The 20,337-nt window shown below is 72.5% G+C and carries 21 protein-coding genes; all 21 read right to left on the bottom strand.

Annotated elements, in window-relative coordinates; translation table 11 throughout:
- Positions 1-75 precede the first annotated feature (75 nt).
- The 21 genes from HEQ75_RS21800 to HEQ75_RS21700 all read right to left on the bottom strand — a co-directional run bounded on the left by HEQ75_RS21800 (position 76) and on the right by HEQ75_RS21700 (position 20,328).
- A complete protein-coding gene (locus tag HEQ75_RS21800; protein WP_168034237.1) occupies positions 76-849 on the bottom strand; it encodes an N-acetylmuramoyl-L-alanine amidase in 774 nt (257 codons plus the stop codon).
- Positions 846-1,223 carry a hypothetical protein gene (locus HEQ75_RS21795; protein WP_168034236.1) on the bottom strand — a complete coding sequence of 126 codons (378 nt, stop codon included), beginning with the start codon at positions 1,221-1,223 and terminating at the stop codon, positions 846-848. The genes HEQ75_RS21800 and HEQ75_RS21795 overlap by 4 nt, the downstream gene beginning before the upstream one ends.
- An 81-nt stretch (positions 1,224-1,304) precedes the next feature.
- Positions 1,305-1,667, bottom strand: coding sequence for a hypothetical protein (locus HEQ75_RS21790; RefSeq protein WP_168034235.1), 363 nt, complete (start codon positions 1,665-1,667; stop codon positions 1,305-1,307).
- Positions 1,668-1,903: 236 nt separating this feature from the next.
- Positions 1,904-2,698, bottom strand: coding sequence for a hypothetical protein (locus HEQ75_RS21785; protein WP_168034234.1), 795 nt, complete (start codon positions 2,696-2,698; stop codon positions 1,904-1,906).
- The gene (locus tag HEQ75_RS21780) at positions 2,698-4,470 is read right to left on the bottom strand and encodes an SGNH/GDSL hydrolase family protein (RefSeq protein ID WP_168034233.1); all 1,773 of its coding nucleotides are present in this window, start codon (positions 4,468-4,470) and stop codon (positions 2,698-2,700) included. Before HEQ75_RS21780 ends, HEQ75_RS21785 begins: the two co-directional genes overlap by 1 nt.
- A gap of 2 nt (positions 4,471-4,472) precedes the next feature.
- Positions 4,473-4,880 carry a hypothetical protein gene (locus tag HEQ75_RS21775; RefSeq protein ID WP_168034232.1) on the bottom strand — a complete coding sequence of 136 codons (408 nt, stop codon included), beginning with the start codon at positions 4,878-4,880 and terminating at the stop codon, positions 4,473-4,475.
- Between the two features lie 32 nt (positions 4,881-4,912).
- Complete coding sequence (locus HEQ75_RS21770; protein ID WP_168034231.1) at positions 4,913-6,289, bottom strand: phage head spike fiber domain-containing protein; 1,377 nt, start codon at positions 6,287-6,289, stop codon at positions 4,913-4,915.
- Complete coding sequence (locus tag HEQ75_RS21765) at positions 6,289-7,077, bottom strand: hypothetical protein (protein ID WP_168034230.1); 789 nt, start codon at positions 7,075-7,077, stop codon at positions 6,289-6,291. The genes HEQ75_RS21770 and HEQ75_RS21765 overlap by 1 nt, the downstream gene beginning before the upstream one ends.
- A gap of 1 nt (position 7,078) precedes the next feature.
- The gene (locus HEQ75_RS21760) at positions 7,079-8,656 is read right to left on the bottom strand and encodes a hypothetical protein (protein ID WP_168034229.1); all 1,578 of its coding nucleotides are present in this window, start codon (positions 8,654-8,656) and stop codon (positions 7,079-7,081) included.
- Positions 8,656-9,762 carry a hypothetical protein gene (locus tag HEQ75_RS21755; RefSeq protein ID WP_168034228.1) on the bottom strand — a complete coding sequence of 369 codons (1,107 nt, stop codon included), beginning with the start codon at positions 9,760-9,762 and terminating at the stop codon, positions 8,656-8,658. The genes HEQ75_RS21760 and HEQ75_RS21755 overlap by 1 nt, the downstream gene beginning before the upstream one ends.
- A gap of 6 nt (positions 9,763-9,768) precedes the next feature.
- Positions 9,769-12,903, bottom strand: coding sequence for a coiled-coil domain-containing protein (locus tag HEQ75_RS21750; RefSeq protein WP_168034227.1), 3,135 nt, complete (start codon positions 12,901-12,903; stop codon positions 9,769-9,771).
- Complete coding sequence (locus HEQ75_RS21745) at positions 12,900-13,577, bottom strand: DUF6441 family protein (protein ID WP_168034226.1); 678 nt, start codon at positions 13,575-13,577, stop codon at positions 12,900-12,902. Before HEQ75_RS21745 ends, HEQ75_RS21750 begins: the two co-directional genes overlap by 4 nt.
- Positions 13,578-13,591: 14 nt before the next feature.
- On the bottom strand, positions 13,592-13,846 hold the full coding sequence (locus HEQ75_RS21740; protein WP_168034225.1) for a hypothetical protein: 255 nt from the start codon (positions 13,844-13,846) through the stop codon (positions 13,592-13,594).
- An 83-nt stretch (positions 13,847-13,929) separates the two neighbouring features.
- On the bottom strand, positions 13,930-14,526 hold the full coding sequence (locus HEQ75_RS21735; RefSeq protein ID WP_168034224.1) for a hypothetical protein: 597 nt from the start codon (positions 14,524-14,526) through the stop codon (positions 13,930-13,932).
- A gap of 113 nt (positions 14,527-14,639) precedes the next feature.
- A complete protein-coding gene (locus tag HEQ75_RS21730) occupies positions 14,640-15,815 on the bottom strand; it encodes a hypothetical protein (protein ID WP_168034223.1) in 1,176 nt (391 codons plus the stop codon).
- A 3-nt stretch (positions 15,816-15,818) separates the two neighbouring features.
- Complete coding sequence (locus HEQ75_RS21725) at positions 15,819-16,040, bottom strand: hypothetical protein (protein WP_168034222.1); 222 nt, start codon at positions 16,038-16,040, stop codon at positions 15,819-15,821.
- A 12-nt stretch (positions 16,041-16,052) separates the two neighbouring features.
- A complete protein-coding gene (locus tag HEQ75_RS21720) occupies positions 16,053-16,547 on the bottom strand; it encodes a hypothetical protein (protein WP_168034221.1) in 495 nt (164 codons plus the stop codon).
- A gap of 4 nt (positions 16,548-16,551) precedes the next feature.
- The gene (locus tag HEQ75_RS21715; protein WP_168034220.1) at positions 16,552-16,869 is read right to left on the bottom strand and encodes a head-tail joining protein; all 318 of its coding nucleotides are present in this window, start codon (positions 16,867-16,869) and stop codon (positions 16,552-16,554) included.
- The gene (locus tag HEQ75_RS21710) at positions 16,866-18,590 is read right to left on the bottom strand and encodes an HK97 family phage prohead protease (protein ID WP_168034219.1); all 1,725 of its coding nucleotides are present in this window, start codon (positions 18,588-18,590) and stop codon (positions 16,866-16,868) included. The genes HEQ75_RS21715 and HEQ75_RS21710 overlap by 4 nt, the downstream gene beginning before the upstream one ends.
- Positions 18,591-18,602: 12 nt before the next feature.
- Positions 18,603-20,105: a phage portal protein gene (locus tag HEQ75_RS21705; RefSeq protein WP_168034218.1), complete on the bottom strand. Its 1,503-nt coding sequence runs from the start codon at positions 20,103-20,105 to the stop codon at positions 18,603-18,605.
- Between the two features lie 4 nt (positions 20,106-20,109).
- Positions 20,110-20,328: a phage head-tail joining protein gene (locus HEQ75_RS21700; protein WP_168034217.1), complete on the bottom strand. Its 219-nt coding sequence runs from the start codon at positions 20,326-20,328 to the stop codon at positions 20,110-20,112.
- Between the last annotated feature and the right edge of the window lie 9 nt (positions 20,329-20,337).

Genomic DNA, 20,337 nt, shown 5'->3' with positions numbered 1-20,337 from the left:
CCCCCCCTCAGAACGCACTAAGCCCGCCTGACGCAATGCCAGGCGGGCTTAGTGGTCGTCCTGATCTGCCCGAGGCTACCGCCGCACAAGAGCCCGGAACCGCGCCATCGGAAACGCCGGCCCCGGGTCCAGCTTGCGGCCGGGCGAGAGCTCGTCGTGCCCCACCACCTCCCGCACCGCCGGATAGGCCCGCAGGATCGCGCGGACCAGCGCCTCCGCCGCCCGCAGCTGCGCCTCCGGATAGGCCTCCCACGCCATCACCTGGCCGCCCACCTGGTGCCGCGCCACAACCACCATCTCCGGCGGCAGGGTGCGGCCGAGGCCCTGGCGGGTCCAGCCGGCGCCCGCCCGCCGGTCCAACCAGCCGAGGTTGGCCAGTTCGATCCCGATCGAATGGGCGTTGAGCCCGTTGTAGCCGCGCCAGGTGGAATCGCCGGCGTGGAATGCCATCCGGTTGCACGCCACCGTCTGGATGACGGTGCCATCACGGTCGATGAAGAAATGCGCCGAAAGGCCGCGGTCGGCGATCGCGCGGATCGAACTGCGGGCGGTGCCGCCGGCGGTGTAGTGCATCACCACGAACAGCGGCAGGATCTCCGCCCCGACATGGGGCGACGGATCGAACAGCGCGCCGCGCAGGCGGTGCGCCTCGATGGCCGCCGGGGGCGCGGAGGCCCCGGGCGGCGGCGCCGGCGCGGCCGGGGCATCGCCCACAGCCAGCACCGGGATGGGCGCCACCGGCATGGCCGGGGCGGGGGCGCTGGCGGGGCTGGCGGCGGTGCTGGCGGCCGGCGCTGCGGCCTCCCGCCGCTTGCCCCACAAGGCGGAGAGGAGGGCGAGGATGGTCATTGCGGCGCCCCCGCCCGCTGGTAGCTGGCCGGCATCGAAAGGGTGACGCTGCGCGGCGGCAGGCGGGACAGGAGCCTGGCCGCCTCACCCGCCACCATCTCTGCCGCCGCACCGGGCGGCACGCCCAGCTGCCGCAGCGTTCCAGGCAGCCGCTGCCGCAGGTAGCTGACGCCCACTTCCGCCGCGGCCCCCAACGCCGCGGCGCCGAGCTCCTGCACACGCGGATCCGCCAGCACCAGGCCGGCGGCCCGGCCTAGCCCCGATTCCAGCCGAAGGCGGGCTGCGCGGTCGCGCAGCCAGGCCCAGGCGTAGCCCGCCAGCGCCGTCAGCGCGGCACAGGCCAACGCCAGCGCCGCCTCTCTCAAGGCATCCATGGTCGGTGTCTCCATTTCGGTGATGCCGCCTTGCCCGGGCGGCGCGGGGTCGGGCCGCCGGCGGCGCCGGAGGCGACCGGCTCAGGCCGGGTCCATGGACAGCGCGCTGCGCTGTCTTGATTCCAGCGCGCGCCGCAGCATCTGCGTCTCATCACGCAGTCCCTGCAGCACGGCGCGCATCTCGCCGATCTGCGCCGCGATCAGCGAGGATGCGCCGCGCGCGGCAGATGTCTCGGTCTCCAGGCTCGACAGCCGGCGGTCGTCGCCGCGCTGCTGTTCCGCCATGGTGAGGGTCGCGCTGGCATAGCTGTCCAATTTCTGCCCGAGCTGCGCCACCTGCTGCTGCAGCGCGCCGATCGCCGCCTGGTCCTGGCGGCGCGCCTGGCTCATCTCGCCCCACTGCACCAGCCAGGCCGTGCCACCGAGGGCCAGGGTCAGCGCCATCGGCAAGAACAACTTCGCCCAGTCCGGCAGGCCCCGCGTTGCCTCCACCGCCGTCATCGCCCCATCGGCCCCGAATGGGATTCGGTGGACACCCCCAGCGCACCGCGCGCAAGATCGTTTCGCGTCTCGTATCTCCGCATTGTGAACTCCCATGATGCGGTGGTGCGGCGTCGCCGCGGGAAACCGTGGCGCGCCCCGCCGCCGGTAGGACGGCGGCGGGGCGGCGCAAGGCAGTCTCAGGCCGACCAGGCCGCGTAATTGGTCGCCCAATCCAGCGCCATGATCTCCGCCAGGGTGCGCCCGGACCCGCTCAGATCCTGCATCCAGGCGGCGTAGAATTCGTGCCGCGCCGCGCTGCCGAAGGTGGGCGGGATATGGCCGATGAACGGGTAATCGTCAGCCGCGCCCTCTGTCCAAGCGGAGAACGCCGCCGCGCTCGATTCCCCCACCAGATCCTCGTCGTAGTAGGTCCGGACGATCTGTTCCTCGTCGTCAAGGATTTCGATCTCCGCCACCAGCCGATGAAGCTCGGTGTCGGGCGTCACCCCGGTGAAGGCCTGCGAGGCGCCATTCATCACCGCGGTCAGCCCGACGATGCTGCTGCTGCTGATGCTGCACCCGAATCGCCAGATGCTCTGCGCCGGGGATGCCTGAACGTGGCCCGCCAGGACCAGCGGGTTCGCCGGCGCGGTCAGCGTCGTGAGCCGGAACCAGTAGCCGATGGCCAGGTGGCGCGTGGTATCCGGGATCTTCCAGTTGTCGCCAAGCTGGATGCGGTTCTGGACGCTGACCAGCCCCAGCTTTGTGCCATCGAAGGTGATGGTGGAATTCTTGAAAACATGAGGGTCAACACCCTCTACCAGATCCGGCAATTCCGTGTCGGTCGGCACCGGATTGGCGGCGCTGAACACGCCGGGGGCGGAGGGCACGATCATCCCGCGCGTGCGAGCATCGATGATCGGGTCCGCGTACAACTTCTCGGTCGAACTGGCCAGCGTCAGGCCCAGATACTGCGTCAGCAGTGCGGTCATTACAGCCACCCCCTTGCCTGGATTGCATCGGCCACAAACTGCGCCACCACGGCGTAGCCGGCCGGTTCCGTCAGGTGCAGCGAATCCACCCGCAGAGAGGCCGGCACCACGCCCAGCGCCGCATCGATCACGTCCTGCGGCTCTTCCGGGTCGGCGGCCGCCAGCAGCGTCGGCATCGGATCAACCACGTTGTCCGGATAGGCTGCCAGCAGCGCGGCCAGGTGGCGCTGCCGCTGCTTGTAGCCGATGGACCCGATCGGTTCGTCGGCGCTGTTGATGTAGGGCAGGATCAGGAACCGCTTACCGTAGGTGGACAGGAAGGCGACGAAGGCGGCCACCTCATCCAGATAGCGGCGCAGCTCGCCCGGGTTGTTGTGCCCCGCCCACAGTACGCAGATTTCTTCGTCCCAGCCGGTGCGATCCGGCACGAACGGCGTGCCCGGCGGGCAGGCCGTGGCGCTGCCGCTGCCCGTGCGCTCGAAACTGATCCCGCTGCCCGAGGCACGCAGGTAACCCGGAACCCCCGCCAGCGTGCCCGCCAGGTTGGTCGGGTTGCTGCTGTAGGCGGTGATCGCAGTGTCGCCACTGGCGGCTATTTCATTGCCGGAGACGGTGATGCGCGCCGGCACATAACCAAGCCGCGCCGCGACCCGCGTGGATGTGTCGCCGTTGACGCCCCGGTTCGTCACTTGGACGCCCAGGATATCTTCCAGCGTCTCCGGGTAGCCCCGAAATGTCATAGAGTCCCCAAGGCAGGTGATGCGGCCGTAGGGCCGCAAAGCCCGCTCGCGCGGTGCGGACAACGGCGACCAGAAATGCCCCAGTGGCGGCCCGCTGGCGCGATCGCTTGTCCAGCCCACCGCATCCGGCCCCAGCAAAACGGGCGCCGTGTTGTTGCTGCCGGCAGCGGATAGTTGGGTGATCACGCCCGTGGTCCGATGCTCCGAGTAGACCTGCGAATCGCCCTCTCCGTCCAGCGCGGCATAGACCACGTAGTCGGCGGCGGTCTGCACGGCCTCCGCTGCATCCGCCGAGGCAGGCGCGTAGAGCGGCACGGCGGACAGGATGCGCCGGTTCGCATCCACCTCCACCCGGGCATAGGCGGCCAGGCTGCGCGCGTAGGGCTGCGGCGTCAGCGCCACGCGGGTGACGCCGGCCGGCAGAACCTCCTGCGTCAGCGTCGCGCGGTCCAGGGTGACGGCCGCCCGGTAGCGCATGCCGGTTGGCGACAACTGCCAGATGATGTTGCGCGCGGCATCCAGCCCATAAACCCCATCGCCGCGCTGGATCACCTGCTGCACCGCGCCGATGGCCGGCGTGACCTGCGCTTCCACCGGCGACAGGCGCGTGTCGATGCCGGCCACCGTCGCCGTGCTGATCTGCACCCAGGCGGCGCTACGGCGGGCATACAGGCCGTTCAGGCTGGCGGTGCTGTCGCTGGTCACCTCGACGGACTGGCCATCGGTGTAGTCGGCCAACGCCGCGTCCGCATCCGCCTTGGTGGCGAAGCTGCCGGCCAGCGCGGCGGCGGACAGGGCGTTCTGCGCGGCGGTGCTGGCGGTCGCGGCGAAGGGCTCGGCGGTGGCGGTGGCGACCGTCTCGGCGACGGCCGTTGCCGCCGACTCCGAGGCCGCCACCGCCTGATCCTCCAGCACCCCATACTCGATGCTGCGCACGCCGGCCGCCTGGGTCAGCAGCAGCTTGTCGGCGCGGTCGATCGTCGTCGCGGCTGGGCGCGTGCTGGCCCGGCCAACCTTGATCAGCGTGGTCACACTCAGCCCTCCATCACCGTGCCATCATCCAGCAGGATGAATTCCCCCTCGTCGGTCACCAGCACCGCCGCATCATCGGGGTCCTGCGCGAAGGCGCCGGCCGCCACCGTGAACTGGCGCTCGTCGTACCGGACACCGCTCGCCATCAGCCGGGCCAGCCACACGCCGGCCAGCGCCGGCTCCACCGTCGCGGCGTAGACGCCTGTTGAGACCAGGGCCGTCTCCACCTCCAACTCCACCGCCGCATCCGTCGGTGGCCGCAGCCGCACCACCACGCCCTCGGCCGCGGCCAGCGCATTCGTGGCGGGGTCGCGGAACTCGCCGTAGATCGTGACGCTGCTGCCGAGGAAGATCGTCGGGTCGCGTGCCTCCACGCGCCCGGCAAATCGCAGGCGCCCGATCGGCGCCACGGTTGCTGACATCTGCAGTGTCTCCGGTGGAATCATGCGGCGAGGAGCGCCGCGGCCTCGGCCGCGCTGGGCCAGACAGGGTAGAAATCGGCCGTCAGCCCGCCGCCCATCGGCAGCGCGCCGGCCGCATCGGCATGGCCCAGCAGCGCGGCGGACAGCCCGGCCGGCCGCGCCGCGACGGCCGAGACGATGCCGCCGCCGGACACGCCCAGCCGCACCCCGCCGACCGACCACGCCAACAGCACGCGCGCCGCCGTTCCCGCCGCCAGCGCCGCCGGCGCGGCCAGCGTGGCGAGCGTGACGCCGGCGGAGACCACCAGGGCCTCCACCACGCCGCCGCCCGGCGCCACGCGCACCACGATGCGGTTGTCGTCGGTGCCGTCGTGCAACTGCACCAGGCCGAGGGCGGAGGCGCCGGCCAGCGCGTCCAGCGAGACGGTCAGCACCAGGCAGCCGCGCAGCGGCATGGCCGCCGGCGCCCAGGCCGGCACATCCACCCCGCGCGTGCTGGCCTGGGGCGATCCGGCCGGCGGCAGGATGGGCGCGCCGATATCGCCAGCCAGCTCCACCTGCGGCGCCCACACGCGCACCGTTCGGCCGGTGCCCGTGTGGCTGGGCAGCCGCGCCGCCGTGCCGCTGGTGATGAAGGTCAGGCGCGTGGTGCCGGCGGAGCTGCTGGCCGCCGTCACCGCCAGGGCAATCAGCCACCAGCCATCGCCCAGGTCGGTGATGCTGGCGGTGCAGTTGTCGGCCCGCGTCACGGCGCCGCCCAGCAGGTCGAAATTCGCGAAATGCGCGGTGCCGAAGCCTCCGCCGCCGGAGATCTGCACGTACTGCGCGCCCGCGCCGGCCTGCACGACAAACCCTTGCGCGTGCACAGCACCCGAGACCACCGTGATGCCGCCGGAACTCAGGCTGTGGCTGTTCGTCGTGGTATTCTCGACGATGTCCACCGCCGTCCCTGCGCCGCCATCCGGCCCGGTGACGGGGGTGGCGCTGGCCAGCTGCGTCAGCGTCCAGCCGGTGCCGCCCGGCGTGCGGGCATTGGCCACCAGGTTGGTCCGCGGGCCCTGCACGCGCAGGCGCCCGGCACTGTCGAACCGTGCGGCATCCTGCCCCACCAAGCCCCAGCCGCCGGCGGCCAGGCGGGACGCCACCTGCGCGCCGGTGGGCGAATGGGCCCGCGACACCGCCACCGCATCACCCAGCGCGTAGGCCGCAACCAGCGGCACGGCGGCCGGCAGCGCCGCGCTGACGCCGGCCGAGGCCACCGTGACGTCCAGCAGCGGCACCACGGCCCGGGGCGGCCCACCGGCCACCAGCACCGGCCGCAGCAGCACGCCGCCGGACACCGCCCAGGGCGGCAGCGTGCCCCAGGGGTAGGTCCCGGGCGGCGCGTAGCCCAGCATCACAGACGCTCCACCAGGTTGAGTTGCAGGGACCGGCGCAGCGCCGCGGAATGGGCAAAGCCGGTGGCGCTGCGCGGCCGTGTCAGCCGCCCCCAGACGGACCGGCGATTGAGTTCCGCCTGCGTGTCGGCGGTGTTGGGCACCAGCAGGGCATCGGTGCCGGCGAAGATGTCGTCCCGCAGCGCCAGGTATTCCGCCTGCGTCAGGTAGGTCAGCGCGCCAGCGATGAATCGCGGGTCGCCAAGCGGCGCCGGCACATCGTGGCGGGTGCCCGTGAAGGCATTTTCCAGCGCCTGGCCAAAGGGGACGCGCCCCTCCGTCAGGCCCTGGATACCCACGTCCAGCGTCAGAAGCGGCCCCGCCACCAGAAGGCCGATATCCCGCACGCTGCCGGTGGCGCAGGTGATGTCGATTCGCAGGTAGCGACACGCCGCGCTGGGCGAAACCGGCCGCACCACCTGGCCCTGGCCGGCGTCGCTGGCGGTCGCCGTCAGGGTCACATCCAGCGCATCGCCGGCGGCGCCGGTGGCATCCGCCGTGCTGCCGCGCAGCCGCACCGTGTCGTCGGCCTGCAGCGTCGTGCTGCCCAACAGCACCACCCCCACCTCCACCGCCGCGCCTGCATCGGCCAGGATCGCGAAGGCGCCGGAATCGGCCAGGAAGCGGGCGCGCAGGCGGGGCTGCGCATCCTGCAGGTTTGCCACGGGCATGGATGACACGCCCGCCCCCACCGGCACCGTCAGCGCCGCCGCGGCAAGGGCGTTCGTGGTCAGGATGCCAACGGCCACGTCATGCCCCTCCGCCAAAAATGACCAGTTCCTGCCGCCGCCCGGCTGCTGCCTCGCTCCAGCCCAGCACCACCCCGAACAGGCCGGATTGCAGGCCGGCCCCGGGAAAGGTCACCCGGCCCAGCGTGCCGGCGTCGATCTGGCCGAGGTATCGGTCGGTCGTCACGCGCCGCAGGCTGCGGCCGGCCAGCAGCGCGCCGCCGATCACCTCCGCCCGCGCCTGCGCATCCGCCGCGGCGTGGTACAGGCCAGGCAGGCGCAGCACGCGGCGGCGGGCCACGCGGGCCTCCACCACGGCGGAGCCCCACCGCGCCACGGGGGCGGCGGCATCGGCCAGGCGCTGGCGCTCCGCCTCCTCCACCACCCCGGCGATGCTGGAGACGGGCGCCCAGTTGCGCCCCCATTCCACCAGCACCTCCGCCGGAGTGGGCGAAAGGTCCGCCGGCAGCGGCACCGGCACCGGCTCCGCCAGGATCATCGGCGCCGAGAGGTCGAACTGCACCGTGCTCGCCGTGGTGAACGGGTCCACCAGCCGCAGCCGCCCATCGCGCCCGCCCGCCAGCAGCGCGCGGGAGCCGGCCAGGATCTCGTTGCAGGCCGCCAGCGCGGTCGGGTCGCCGCCGTTGGAATACCAGCCCACCACGCCCGGCAGGTCCGCATCCGCGAATTGCCAGGAGGCCGCATCGCGCGCCGCCTCGCCGAGTTGCGGCCCCATGCCGGAGATCAGCCGCCACAGGATGCCCGCCGTGCTGTCCGGATAGACGCCGCCGAACGCATCGCCGCGCGCGCCGCACGTCACCTCCCCATCCGGGGAGGCGCCGAGCTGGAACACGCCCAGGGTGGGGTGGTCCCGCGCCTCGCCCACGCCAGGGGTAGTGCCGACCAAGTCCTGTGCCACGCCGCGGATGCGGACGGCATCCACGCCGGCCGCGGCGCGCCAGTGGTACTGGTAGGTCGGCAGCGCCCCGTCGCCGAGATCCACATTGCCCAGCGCGATCGGCGCCAGGCTCCACACCTGGCCCAGCAGCACCGGACGCGGGCGGTCCGCCAGCGTCTCGGGCCCCTCCAGCCCGCCGGTGCCGGCGTAGCGGCTGGCCTGCAGCGGCGTGTCCAGCGCCAGCGTGGCGTCGTCCAACTCCAGCGTTGCGCGGCGATCCGTGCCGCGGCGCACGGCCCGCACGGTGCCGGTGAAGAAGGGCTGCGCATCGCGCAGCGGCGTGCCGAGGTCGCTCGCCCGCGGGTCCAGCACCGGCACCACGCGCAGCTGCGCGGCGCGGCCGGCGGCGAGGCCCAGATCCTCGAGCGGCCCAGCCAAGCCGCCATCCGGGTCCCACAACTCCACCGTGCCCACGGTGGCGGAGACGGACAGGCCGCCGGACAGCGCGGCGGTGCCATCCACGGCCACGGTGACATCGCCCAGGATGCCGGCCCGCCAGGTGGTGGAGGCCGGGGTATCCACCGGGTCCGAATGCCAGTCCGTCGTGGCGTAGCGCAGGGTCGAGAGCCCCTGATCCGCGACGGCGGAATCCGGCAGCACGCCCCAGGGCACGCTGCCCCAGGGGGCGAAGCCGAAGGCCATCAGCGGCGGACAAGGCGCAAGCTGGCGGAGCCCGACACGAATGTGCCCGTGCTCAGCCGCAGCCGGATATGGGACGCCGCCGCATCCGCGATGCGACCGCCGGCGAAGGTGCCGTGCAGCAGCGGCGCGCTGGCCGGGTCCGCATAGATCGAACTGCCGGCCCACAACCGGAACCGCTTGGAAGGCGACCCCGTGTCGAACCGGCAGCTGCCATAAGCGCCGCCGATCGAATCCGCCGTGTCGGTCAGCAGGATGGCGGAGCCCGTGGTGGCGTTGGTGTTGGTGGTGGAGGCGCCGGTGACGAAGTTGTAGCTGGTCGAGTAATCACTGCCGCCGGAATCGAAGGTGGACCCGCCATCAGTGGACACGCGCAGGCTCAACTGCGCGTCGGCCGAGAAATTCAGCCGGCTGAAGGCCAGTTCATATTCCGCATCCGTCACCGGCAGCGCGAAGTCGATTTCGGCTGGCGTGCCGCTGACGCTCTGCGTCTGCACCAGCGCCATGCCGGAGGCCAGGCCCACGGCATACCAGGCGGTGCCGTCCGAACAGATCTCCACGCTTTCGCCCGGCATCAGGGCCAGCGTGGTGGCGCCGTTGATCGTCTCCGACCCGTTGGGGTCCAGCAGCAGCGCGGCACCGCCGGTGCCGGCATTGTGCACGCGCGTCATCACGTTGCGCGGCACGGTGCTGGCCACCGGCAAGGACAGCGTGCGGCCGGTGCTGCCGGTCATCACCACCAGCCCGCCGTATTCCGTCGCGGCCAGGGAGGTGCTGGCGGAGAACGTCCACAGCTCCCGCGAGGCCGGCATGGCTTGCAGCCACACATCCTTCACGCCGGCGTCGAAATTCACCAGCGAACCCGGGCCCGAACTGCCCCACAGCACGGTGGTGCGGGTCAGCGTGCCCGGCGTGCCGTCGTCATAGGTGCCGATGCCGAATTCCCACTGCGTGGAGCCCGCCAGCCGGGCGGAGTAGTAGACCGGCTGCGCGCCGGTGACCGCCGCCTCGAACTGGCGGAAGGTCGTGTCACCGGCGATCAGCGTAAGGGTGCCGGTGCCGGTCGTGGTGCTGCCTTGCTTCGTCGCGAAGAACCGCGGAATGGGCATCGTCGTCTATCCCTTCTTCGCTGCGATGGCCCGGACTTCCGCGGCCAGGCGGTCGAACCGCTGGGCGAGATCCGCCACCGCGTCACGGTTGCTGAACAGCGCGATTTCCAGCCGGTCCGTGCCGCGGGTCTGCGACTCGATCAGCGCGGCCATGCCGCTGTAGTCCCCCTCCGGCGCGAATTCGCGCAGCGTCCCGGTGACGCCGCCGACCACGCCGGCATAGGCGGTGCTGGTGCCCAGGTAGTCCCGCAGCACCGGCAGCGTGGCGGTGGCGACGCGGCTGTATTCTGCCACCCGCTCCGTCGTCGCGCCCTGCAGCAGCGCGGCGCGCGCGCTGGCCAGCGATTCCTGCGCCGCCAGCGCCCGCGCCGCCGGCGACAGCCCGCCCAGGTCCCCGAATGCAAGCTGTTCGTACAGGCCGCGGCTGGCATTTACCCGCGCCTGCGCCGCCTGCGCTTCCGCCGCCGCCGAGGCCTCCGCATAGCGGCGCTGGATGTCCAGCCGTTCCAGCGCCAGCACCTCCTCCCGCCGCGCGATCTGCGTCAGCACATCGCCGGCGGAGGTGCCGATGCGTTCCAGCTCCGCGCGCAGGGAAGCCACATCGGCCTCGCCCGACAGCTGCTGCGCCAGCAGGTCCGCATCCTGGTCCCGGCCGATGGCGCGGAAGTAGCGCACCGTGGTGGATTCGGTCGCGCTCCGGAAGGCGCGGCGCTGCTGGTCTACCAGCTGGTCCACCTGGCGCTGCTGCGCCGCCACCAGCCTGTCGGTTTCAAGCGACAATTCTCGCGCGCGCTGGATGGCAGGGTCGGTGGCGGCCTGGATGCTCGCCATGGCCGCGGCAAATTCCGACAACGGCTCCGCCGCCGCGCTGATCTGGGCGTAGAGGCCGGTGACGAAGTTGGAGATCCCCAGCGCTTCCTCCAGCCCCGCATCGGGGCGGGCGGAGAGCGCGCGGGCGATGGTCGCATTGCCGGAGGTGAAGCCGAAGGAGCCGAGGGCATCCGCAAAGGATGCGGACTGGTCCGCGGAGTTCACGCCCGTGATGGCCCGGCGGTTGTCCTGCACCGTCAGCTGCGCGGCGGCCAGCGCGGCATTGGCCTGGGCCACCGCCTGCTGCGCCTGCGCCAGCACCTCCGCCCCACCATTGCCGTTGCCCGTGGTGCGCAGGGCATCCGTGCCGAACCGCCCGCCGGAGGCTTCCAGGTTGAAGCCGAAGGCGTTGGTCTTCGGGCCCGGGCCGATCAGCCCACCGCCACCGCCGCCCAGCGCGCCGCCGATCAGGCCGCCCAGCGCCGTGCCGACGCCCGGGAAGACGAAGGTGCCGAGCGCCGCGCCGCCGGCGGCACCACCGGCGCTGCCGATCTGCGCATTCTGCTGCCGCGCCGCGCTATCCCCGGCGGTGAAGCCGCCGATGATGCTGCCCAGCGCATAGCCGCCGCCGATGCCGCCGGCGACGGCGCCCAGCGTCGGCGCGCCGCTGGCCGCGAAGCCATTGTAGACCGGCCCGGCGACGTTGCCGCCCCAGAGCGGCGTATTCGCCAGCCCGGCGAAGCCGCCCATGTCGGTGAGGCCGAGCGCGCCGGCGACCTGGTTGGCCGCGCTGGTGTAGCCCAACAGCTGCGACAGGGTGCCGCCCGTCTGCTGGTCCCCGGCCAGCCCAAGGTAGCTGACCGCGCCGGAAACGGCCGGCCGAATCGCGGCCTCCACCACGATGCGAAACGGCGCGGTCGCCAGCGTCTGCTGGAAGCCGCGCAGCATGGCATCCAGGCGGAACCCGCCTTCCTGCGCCGCATCGGCCAGGCCATCGGCCAGGTAGCCGGTGATCCGGTCCGTCGTCCGCTCCGCCTGGCGCGCCCGCTGTTCGTCGGCGCGTTCCTGGGCGCGGGCGATCTGCGCCTGCGCGCGGGCCTCCGCGTCGATCGCCGTCTGCGCCGTGCGACGGGCCAGATCCTCGGCCCGCTCATACTCGCGCTGGTCACGCTCCGCCTCGCGGGCCGCACGCTCCGCATCCCGCGCGGCGGAGCCGCCACCGCTACTCCCACCAAGCCCAGGCGGATCGGGCGGGCCGGCCGACTCACCGTAGATCGGCCCCTGAAGAACGGACCGCGTGTTCCGGAACTCATTCTCGGCCTCGCCGAGGCGTCGAATCTCGTCCTCCAACCGGATGCGCTGCTCGCGCAGCTGATTGACGGCGTCCCGCGCTTCTGCCGCGCGCTGCGTCGCACGATTCGCCTCGGGCAAGCTGCTTGCGCCAAGCAGGGCGCGGTTCCGGAGGAGCGGGTTCGAAGATTCGGACGCAGCCTGAAGCGTGAGGCTGGTTGCCCGAGCCTCCGCGTCGGCCGCGGCACGCTCCGCTTGCAGAAGACGCGCGTCGAGCTCCGGCAGCCTCGAAATCAGCGAGCCGCGCGTTTCGATTGTCCTGCCGAATGACAATTCCAGTTCTGCAAGCTGGGTCTTCCTGATTGCCTCAGCGGCGGCATTGGCCTGCCGCGTGGTCTGCTCAAGCGTCGGGTTCAGACGCAGCAGCGTGGCGTTCCACTGCGTCATGGCGTCGTCAGCGGAAAGCGCTGCGTCGCCGGCCTGGGTGATCCCTACGCCGACCGACTGAAGCACGAGGGGAAGCCCCGCAAGAGCGGCCATCCCCAAGACACGCGCATTCAGAAGGTTCAGCACGCCCTCGAACCGGCCGGCCGCCAGGCTGGCCGTGCTGAACAGGTCGGCCAGGTTGCCCGCCGCGCTGGCCACCGGGGCCAGCGCCCCGGCCACGCCGCTGGCGCCCAGCAGTTCCAGCGCGCCGCGCAGCTCGCCCACGCGGGTTGCCGCGCGCTGCGCATTGCCCTCCATGCCGCCCAGCGCCGTCGTCAGGCCGGCCACGCCGCGCGTCTGCGCCTGGGACGCCGCCAGCGCCCTTTCCTGTTCGGCCCGCAGTTCCGCCGCACGCTTCGCCGCGCGATCCGTGGCGTCCTGCGCCGAGGTCAGCGCGCTGGCCAGCTGGGGGCTGGCCTGGATCAGCCGGTTGATGGCGCGGTCCGCCTGTTCCGTCTGCTGCGCCAGCCCGCCCAGGTCGCGGACGAATTCCTGCATCCCCTCGGCGGAGATCCGGAAGGAGTAGAATCGGGCCCCGCCCGCGCTGCCGCTCACCGGCCCAGCCCCATGGCGCGCGCGGCACGGTCCGCCAGGCTGGGCAGCAGGGCCTGCCAGTTCTGCATCACCGCCTCCGGTTTATAGCGGGCCGGCAGGCGAACCGCCGGCACCAGGAAGAACATGACGATCATCTTCGGGCCGCGGCCCTGCCTGCGCCGGCCCGGCGTGGCGCGCCGCACCTTGCCGCTGCGCCCCACCGTCTGCTGGCGCAGTACCAGCATGCCCCAGGCGCGGCCCGTGCTGCCGCGCGGGCGGGGCACCAGGTCCAGCTTCTCCCCGAAGTGCCGCTGCACTTCGTCCGGCGTCATCGGCCGCCGGCCGCGCACCAGCGGCACATGGCGGGTCGGGATTGCCAGCGTGGTGCCGGGCTTCTTCGGTTCGATCAGGGCGCCACGGTGGCCGGTCAGGATCCGGTTGGCGGTGGCATCGCGCGGGAAGATCCAGCCGACCGGGGGCTTGTCGTCGCGCGGCGGGTAGAACTTTGCCGTCACCAGGGTCGGCGTGCGGTTGCCGCGGAACCGGCTGCCCAGCTGCTGGCGCAGCTCGTCCCGCGCGCCGATCGTGGCCCCTTCCACTGCAGCGGCCACCACCTGGCGCGCCGCGTCGCCGAACTGGCGCACATGCTGCGTCAAGGACTGGCCGGCCTGCGCCATGCCGATGCGCACCACCATGCCCCGCCTCCCCGCTACACCCCGCGCCGCGCGCGCTCCGCCTCATCCAGCCGGGCGCCCTCGGCGCTCAGGATCCCGAAGGCGGTGATCAGCCAGGCCGGCTGGTCATTGGCGCCACCAGCCTCCGGCAGCCAGCCGCGGCCCATGCCGCCGGTGCTGAGGCGCCACAGGCGCTCAACTCGCGCCCAACCAGGCGGCTGGACCAGCGCCGGGTTGCGCCACCAGCGCACCGGCACCACCGCCCCGCCCGGCCCCGGCATCTCCCCCACCAGCCACCAGCGGGCGCCCTCCTCCAGTGGCCGCAGGCTGCCGCCGAAGCGGGCCCGGTCGCGCGCGAGGTGGAGGGCGGTGATCAGTTTTTTGCCGCGTCCTGGCCGGGGTTCACCAGCCGCACCGCGACCGCCGCCAGCGCGGCCATATGGTGCGAGGGCAGGGCATCCAGCCCGGCATCCGCCATTTCGACGGCCTCGCCATCGATGGCCACCAGGCAGGCGCGCACCAGCACGCGCGCATCCGCATCCCGCGCCCGCAGCATCGCCGCCCGCGCATCGCGCACCTGGGGGCTGGCCGCTGCCAGGTGCAGCGCCAGCTCCCGCTTCCGGCCGGCCTGCATCTGCCGGCGATAGGCCGCGTGCAACTCCGCGCCGCGTTCCTCCTGCCAGGCGCGCCGGCCCTCCGTCTCCACCTCGGGCGGGCGGGACATGTGCAGCAGCGTCACCTCGTCCTGCGCCACCTCGTAATCCTCCAGCGCCGCGACCAGCTCGGGGTGGGTCTCCCGCAGCGCATCGGCCAGCAGGTACGTCAGCACGGCTTCCGTCGGCGCGAATTCGCCGGCGCGTTCCGCCTGCAGGGCGGAGAGGCGGCCGAGGGTCGGCGGCGCGAGGGTGTAGGCGGTGCCATCCAGCACCACCTCCCGCCGCTGGGCGGCGGAGAGCACGGGGGTTTCCATCTCGGGATCCTCTTGTCGGAGAGGGTGGGTGGCGGGCGGCCCCGACAGGCCGCCCGCCCGTCGCGCGCGCGAACTCGCCCCGGTGTCGGCCGGGACCTCTCAGCCGGCCCGGGTCAGTAGCAGGCCAGGAACATGGGGGCGTCGCCGAGCGAGGGCACGCCGGCCATGGCATCCACGCCCAGCCCGTCGCGCTCCGCATTGCCCAGCTCGGCCAGCATCATCTCCGGGCAGCTGATCATGAAGCGGTTGCCGGCCGTGCTGCCCCAGGCGGCGACCAGCGGCGTGTAGGTGCCGGCGCTGAACAGGCCCTGCCGCAGCGGGCTGTCCGTGGTGTTGCCGTGCGGGTCCAGCGTCCAGCGGCCGCCGGCGCCGGTGATCAGCGGCAGGCCGCGGCCGTTGATGGATTCGGGGTCGCTCGGCTCCACCGCCCGCACACCGCCATCAAAGCTCAGCGTTGCCATGCGGGCCAGCGCCCGGTTAAAGCGGCTGACGCCCTCCGCCCAGCGCGGCGGGTTGCGAGTGACCGGCACATAGGCCGTGGGCAGCGCCACCGCCTCGTTCCAGCCGGTGACCTGGCCGACCAGGGTGAAGACCAGGTCCGCCGGCTGGCCGCTGCGCAGGCCCAGGCGGAAGGTGCCGACGCAGCCCACCATCTTGTGCCGCAGCCCATCGCGGAACAGGTAGACCGTCGCCGTTTTCTCCACCGTCTCGTCGGAGGTCGGGCGGTACAGCACGTTGACCGGGATCTGCAGCGTCGTGTTGCTGTCCAGCACCGGGGAATAGGTGCGGCCCAAGGTGACGACGCGGCCCGCGGTGTAGTCCAACACCGCATCCGCCACGGCCGTGGAGGGATTGCCTGCCAGCAGGATCGGCATGCCGCGATAGGCCTGCGCCGTGGTGCCGAAGGGGCTGGCGGCGGTGGCCGTGGTGGCGGTGCCGGAGGCCGCGGCGGTCGGCGCGCCGACGGCGGAGGCGGTGACCGCCTCTTCCCAGCGGCAGAGCTGCAGCAGGCGGCCCCATTCCGGCGCGGTGCCGGCGGCGCCGGAGCCCACGATGGGAACCCGGATTTCCACGCTGCCGCGCAGACCGCCCGGGATCGGCGGCGGATCGTCATAGCTCGCGGTATAGACGTTGCGCGGGCTATCCTCGCGCGACTGGCGCTCGGTGAACGTCGCGGTGATGTAGTCCCCCGCCACGGGCGTGCCCGCGATGGCGTCCGTGCCGCGGGTGGTTTCGATCTTCACGGCGACGCAGGACCGCATCATCCGCTGGGTGATGGTGGTGGACATCGATCATACCCCCTCAGTCGGACTCGGTGCGGGCGGCCGCGCGGGCCGCGGCGCCAGAGGCTCCGCAGCGCCGGCCGGCGCCGGGCGCGCGGGCGGCGGCGCCCAGGGCTCGACGGTGCCGGGCGGCAGCGCGGCGATCTGCTCATCCGTCAGCGTCAGGGTGGTGCCCGCGCGCACGGTGGCGTCGCCGACCTCCGCCGGGCGCAGGAACTTCACGTTGGGCATGGCCCTCTCCGATCAGGGGGTGGTGAGGAACGGGTTGCCCTCGGCCACCCGCAGGTCGAATTCGAAGGTCACGACGAAGGCCGCCAGCGGCAGCGCGCTCTGTTCAATCGCCGCGCGCGTGGTGACGGAGGCGACCTCCTCCGGCCAGATCTCCGTGGCATTATCGGCCAGCAGCAGGGCGGTGGGCTGTGCGGCCTCGCCGCAGACCACGGCGCGCACCACCTGGGCCCGCAGATGCCCGACGGCATAGGCCAGCGCGGCCTCGTCGCCCTCCACCGCCAGGTAGCCGGCGACGGTCCACTGCATGCGGTACAGCGTCAGGCCGTAGGCGCCCGCGCCTTCGCCGCGCAGGATCGCCATCTCGCCATCGTGGCAGACCAGGCAGGGCGCCTCCTCGGCCGCCGTCTCGGATTCGCGGTTGCGGTCCACCGGCATGTCCGGCAGCCCGGCCTGCAGCCGCGCCGCCAGGGCGGCGAAGGCGGCTTCCGTCGCGGCGATCTCCGGCATGTCATCAGGCCTTCAGCAGCAGGAAGAAGCTTGCGCCGCGCGGGTCGGGGTCCGCCCGTTCCACCACGTAGTTCCCGCCGCCATAGGCCAGCAGGTCGCCGTGCTGCGGCGGGGAGGGCAGCGCGTCGGCGGCCATCGTCACCCGCGCCGCGATGCCGCGCGCGCCGGCGGCGCCAAGGCCGGGGATGGCCTCGCTGGGATTGGACGGCACCACCCGGATGGTGCGGGGCGGGCCGCCGGCGGCGGAGATCCAGGTGGCGTCCACGCCAACATTCGGGTCGGCCGTCAGGTCGCGCAGCATCTGCGCAATGGCATCGCTCACCGAAGGTCTCCCCAGGCATCGCCTTCGAATGTGGCGGTGCCGGAATGGCTCAGCTGCACCGCCGGATCGGCCCAGACATCGCCGCCCAGGTCACGCCAGCGGCGGCAGAAGGCGAAATCCTCCGACAGGTAATTGCCGGTCTCGTCGATCCAGCAATCGAACAGCGCATAGGTGTGCTCGCGCCAGGCGCCCGGCTCACCAGGCCCCGCCAGGTAGCGCAGCGGGCTGACCAGCGGGCCGCCCTTCTTGCGGCGGGTCAGCGTGGCGCGAATCATGCGGTTGATGACGTCCCGCCGGATGAGCAGGAAGCCGGTGCCGACGGCCGCGCAGGAGATGGCGCCGGTGGCCGGGTTCCGCTTCTCCTGGTCCGGCGCCAGCCGGTTCCAGCACCAGTCGCTGGCGGTCAGGGTCTTCCTCCGGTAGAGGCCGCCGATCAGCGGCACGTCATGCGCCAGCAGCCGGAACACGGCATCCGCCGTGAAGCCGACATCCGCGTCCACGAACAGCAGGTGCGAATAGCCGGGCTGTGCCAGGAACTCTGCGACGCAGCGATTGCGCGCCCGCTGCACCAGGCTTTCGTTCCGCACCGTGATGTAGCCGAACGGGATGCCGCGCTGATGGCACGCCATCTGCAGGTCCAGCATGCCATGCAGGGCGTTGTCCAACACCACGCCACCATAGGCCGGCATGCCGACCATCAGCCCGCCAAGGGACAGGTCCGCCGCGATCGGCGGCGCGGCCGCGCGCGCATTGGTCGGCTTGAAGCTCGGCTGGTTGGCGGCAGCGATGGCCTGCGCCATCGCATCGCGCACGGCGGCCGGATCCGTGTGGTCCTGGCCGATCTCCGCGCGCGGGTTCGCCGGCGGCGGCGTCGGCGTGCGCTTGGCCAGCTCGTCCGTCATGCGGATGGCCGCGGCCTCCACCGTCAGGCCGCCGTCGCACATCTCGTCGATCAGCGGCTCGGCCAGGCCGAGCGAGCGCGCCCGCCGGCGGATCTCGGCGACGCGCGCACGCTCCGCCTTGCGGATGTCATCGGGCTTCTCGGCCGCGTTCGCGTCCGGCTGCGTGGTCTCGTCGGCCATCTGGCCCTCCGGGATAGGGGCGCCGGGCGCCCGGTTGGACTGGGGTGGGGGATTCGGGCCGCCATCGACGGCGCGCGTGCCGGCCCCCGCATCGGCGGGCACCGGCACCAGGCTGATCTCGAAGGGTTCCCAGGCGCGCGCGATCCAGCGCGGCACCTGGCCCTGGGCTTCCACCTTCTCCCAGGTCTGGACGCGGTAGCCGATCGAGACGTGGCGCAGATGGCCCCCGGCCACCTTGGCCTCCGCCATCTGCCCTTCCTCGCCGCTGCGATCGAAGCGCAGCCGGGCGGTGCCCTGGCCGCGCTCCACCTTCACGCTGCCCGGCGCCACGCTGCCCACCAGGTTGCGGACGCTGGACCAATGGTCCAGCAGCAGCGGCGCGCCGGCCTGCAGGCGCGCCAGATCCGCGCCGGCCAGGTCCAGCTCCTCGTCGTAGTATTCGCCGCTCCACCAGTCGTAGCGGCGCACAGCGACGCCGGTGGACCACACCACGTCAACCTCGCCGGCCTCCGCGTCATAGGTCGCCGGCGCGAAAGCAAGGCGGACATCCTCCAGCAGCCGCGTCGCGGCGCCGTCTTCCTGCCGCGGCGCGCGCAGGATCCTGGCGCTCCCGGGCGGGGGCGCGTGGCCATCGGGCATGATGCTGTCCTCTCAGGTTTGCGGCTGCGCGCCTTCGACGGCGGCCGGATCGGTCGCCGCCGTCGCCGTGGTCGCCTTCGGCCGTTGCACTCGGCCGCGGCCAACCGGCATGCCGAGCTCAACCAGGCGCGGGTTCCACTGTTCGATCCGGGCCGCCTGTTCTTCCGGATCCATGCCGCGCGCGGCGACCGAATCCGGCCAGGTCGTCAGGCCCAGGTCCAGCTCCGCTTCCACCGCGGCGATATCCTTCGCCGGATCCACCCAGGGACGCTTCGGAAAGGCCCATTCGACGCCGGGCAGGATGCCGCCGGTGGTACGGCCAGCGGCGAAGCGGGCTTCCCCAAAGCGCCGCCAGGCGCTGCGCAGCAGCTGGTCATAGACCATGTGCCACTGCCACTGGTCGACCAGGTCCCAGAACAGCAGCTTGCCCTCGCGCAGGCTGCTGTAGTTCGCCTTGCTCAGATCGCCGGAGACCATGTGCACCGGCAGGCCGACGCCGGCCGCGATGGCAAAATTCCGCGTCTCCCAGAATGTGCGGAAGTTGTCGTCGGCCGGCGGCGTGATCTGCGTCATCTCGTCGCCCGGCGGCAGATCCAGGATCGCCGCCGGCGACAGCTTCAGCGTGTCCCGCCCCTTGGCATCCTTTCCCGCCTGGCCAAGCTGCGACCCCGCCATGCCAGCCCGCCTGCGGATGAGACCGAAGCTTGCCGCCATGCGCGCCTTCCACAGCGCCGCCTTCTCGTACTGCGCCTGGTCATCGAGGTCGACCGCCACCGGCGCCAGCCAGGGCACGCCGCGGCGCTGGCCGAGCCACAGCGGCTCATAAAGCAGGTCGACATGCTCCGCCGCGTAGAAGCGGCTTTGCACCGGCCTTCCATGCAGCGTGTCCAGCGGGTGGCGCTCATAGAGCCACCATCCCGCCGTCAGGCCCTCCGGCGTCACCTCGGCGCCGCCAATCACAGCATTGTCCGGGCTGCTGGGTTGGATCCGCGTAGCGTCGACATAGTCCGGCGGCAGCGCGCGCCAGGTGAGCGGAATGCGCCGCCCCTCCGACGCCGGACGGAAGTTCCACACGATCAGGCAGTCGCCGGCCTCGACCACCGTGCGCACCATGCGCGCCACCTCGGCGTCCCAGTTCGGCCCGCGCGGGCCCGCGGCATTGCCCTGGTCGCGGAACCATGCCCAGTCATCGGCCACGGCCTGGCGGGCGCGCTTGCCCTCGGCCGTCACCCCCGCGGTCACCTGGTAGCCGACGATCGCCGCCGGCAGGCGGCGATAGATGGCGGCGGCCCAGGCATTGTTCCGCCCCATGTCACGCGACCGGCGCAGCGTCAGATGCGCGCCGAGCTGCTGCGCTTGGTTTGGCGATACGCCGGTGGGCATCCAATCCTGCGTCAGGCGCCCCGCCTCGCCCGACTGGTAGCCGCGCAGCTGGTCCAGATGCAGGCGATGCACCGCACGCTCATGCGCCGCGGCAGGGTTCCACCATTCGATCAGCCGTTCCAGCACGGGCATCGGATCAGCACCGGTCCCAGACGCCGTAGCGCAGCGCGGGGCCTCCCGGCGGCGTCAGCAGCCCGGCATTCACCAGCTCCGCCTCCACCTGCGATATGGCCCGGCCGAGGGCATCCAGGCTTTCGTACTGCACCGTGGTGCCATCCGGCGTCGTCACGCGCAGCACGCCACGCGCATACTGCGCCTTCATGGCCGCCAGCTGCGCCACCGTGAATGTCGACATCGGGGTTCC

Origin of the sequence: Falsiroseomonas selenitidurans (assembly GCF_012103215.1) — a bacterium.
In the GTDB taxonomy this organism is placed as follows: Bacteria; Pseudomonadota; Alphaproteobacteria; order Acetobacterales; family Acetobacteraceae; genus Falsiroseomonas; species Falsiroseomonas selenitidurans.
Note: the sequence above shows the minus strand (reverse complement) of the source record. Positions and strands in the feature narration are given on the sequence as shown.

What these genes read in the sequence shown, in the direction of transcription:
- HEQ75_RS21770 (WP_168034231.1), bottom strand. Translation starts at nt 6,289, where the DNA reads ATGCTGGGCTACGCGCCGCCCGGGACCTACCCCTGGGGCACGCTGCCG.
- HEQ75_RS21705 (WP_168034218.1), bottom strand. Translation starts at nt 20,105, where the DNA reads ATGCCCGTGCTGGAACGGCTGATCGAATGGTGGAACCCTGCCGCGGCG.
- HEQ75_RS21735 (WP_168034224.1), bottom strand. Translation starts at nt 14,526, where the DNA reads ATGGAAACCCCCGTGCTCTCCGCCGCCCAGCGGCGGGAGGTGGTGCTG.
- HEQ75_RS21800 (WP_168034237.1), bottom strand. Translation starts at nt 849, where the DNA reads ATGACCATCCTCGCCCTCCTCTCCGCCTTGTGGGGCAAGCGGCGGGAG.
- HEQ75_RS21700 (WP_168034217.1), bottom strand. Translation starts at nt 20,328, where the DNA reads ATGTCGACATTCACGGTGGCGCAGCTGGCGGCCATGAAGGCGCAGTAT.
- HEQ75_RS21745 (WP_168034226.1), bottom strand. Translation starts at nt 13,577, where the DNA reads ATGGTGGTGCGCATCGGCATGGCGCAGGCCGGCCAGTCCTTGACGCAG.
- HEQ75_RS21795 (WP_168034236.1), bottom strand. Translation starts at nt 1,223, where the DNA reads ATGGATGCCTTGAGAGAGGCGGCGCTGGCGTTGGCCTGTGCCGCGCTG.
- HEQ75_RS21755 (WP_168034228.1), bottom strand. Translation starts at nt 9,762, where the DNA reads ATGCCCATTCCGCGGTTCTTCGCGACGAAGCAAGGCAGCACCACGACC.
- HEQ75_RS21710 (WP_168034219.1), bottom strand. Translation starts at nt 18,590, where the DNA reads ATGCCCGATGGCCACGCGCCCCCGCCCGGGAGCGCCAGGATCCTGCGC.
- HEQ75_RS21785 (WP_168034234.1), bottom strand. Translation starts at nt 2,698, where the DNA reads ATGACCGCACTGCTGACGCAGTATCTGGGCCTGACGCTGGCCAGTTCG.
- HEQ75_RS21725 (WP_168034222.1), bottom strand. Translation starts at nt 16,040, where the DNA reads ATGCCCAACGTGAAGTTCCTGCGCCCGGCGGAGGTCGGCGACGCCACC.
- HEQ75_RS21730 (WP_168034223.1), bottom strand. Translation starts at nt 15,815, where the DNA reads ATGTCCACCACCATCACCCAGCGGATGATGCGGTCCTGCGTCGCCGTG.
- HEQ75_RS21790 (WP_168034235.1), bottom strand. Translation starts at nt 1,667, where the DNA reads ATGGCGCTGACCCTGGCCCTCGGTGGCACGGCCTGGCTGGTGCAGTGG.
- HEQ75_RS21760 (WP_168034229.1), bottom strand. Translation starts at nt 8,656, where the DNA reads ATGGCCTTCGGCTTCGCCCCCTGGGGCAGCGTGCCCTGGGGCGTGCTG.
- HEQ75_RS21720 (WP_168034221.1), bottom strand. Translation starts at nt 16,547, where the DNA reads ATGCCGGAGATCGCCGCGACGGAAGCCGCCTTCGCCGCCCTGGCGGCG.